Consider the following 899-nt stretch of genomic DNA (forward strand, 5'->3'; position numbering starts at 1 on the left):
ATCAGATCGGGCGGCGCATCCGCCTGTGGCGGGACACGCCGCAGCCCATACCCCGGCAGCTTTTCTCGGAACGCAACATCCGGCGCGGCAGCCTCAGCATCCGGCCCCGCCTGCCGGTAAGCGAGCGACCGGAGCGGCTCGTCGCGCAGTTCATGGACGAGCGCACCTGGAGGCCCGGCGAGATCGCCGTCGGCGCGTTCTCGGGGCGCGAGCGCCGCGAGCGGTATTTCGGGATCGTCAACCGCGATCATCTGCTGCGCGAGGTCGGCCATGATTTTCGCGCCTCGCGCTACCGCTCGGTGACGGTCTCCTTTGAGGCCGAGCTGGAAAACCGGCTGCTCTTGCGGGGCGATCCGATCGCGCTGTCGCATGCGGAGATGACCGACGGCGTGGCGGTGTCCGTCGAGGCGTGGGAGGGGCTGTCGATCGAACTGGGGCGCACGGTGGACCCTTTCGACACGACCGAACAGATCCTGATGATGCTATCGGCCCCGGATGGCAGCGTGATCGGGCCCTTTGCCATCACCGTGCCGGATGGGTCGGTCCCTTTCGAGGCCGTGACCATCGCACAGGAAGAAATGGACCGGGTGGTGGCCGATTACGGGGGCGATCCCCGCGACTGGATCGCGCGCAGCCCCGCCCGCGACGAGCCGATCCGCGGCGTGATCGGCCCCGCCTCCACGCAACAGATGCGCCTCATCGTGCAGGAGGTGGGCGAGGAGCGCGACGGTTACGCGCCGGTGACCTGCGTGGACGATGACCCGCGCGCGCACGACACACCGGTGGCCGGGGATGGCACCTTGGACGGCGTGATCCAGGCCATATCGACCTCTTTTTTCATGTCGCAGCCCTCCGGTGACAATGGAATACTCGTCGAACTGGCGGTCGCACCATCTGCG

The 899-nt window shown here is 67.9% G+C and carries 1 protein-coding gene; it reads left to right on the plus strand.

From position 1 onward, the window contains the following. Positions 1-899: hypothetical protein (locus tag ACFFU4_RS18380; RefSeq protein ID WP_377070528.1), on the plus strand; the 899-nt coding region annotated here is incomplete at both ends.

This window comes from Roseovarius ramblicola (assembly GCF_042430665.1).
In the GTDB taxonomy this organism is placed as follows: Bacteria; Pseudomonadota; Alphaproteobacteria; order Rhodobacterales; family Rhodobacteraceae; genus Roseovarius; species Roseovarius ramblicola.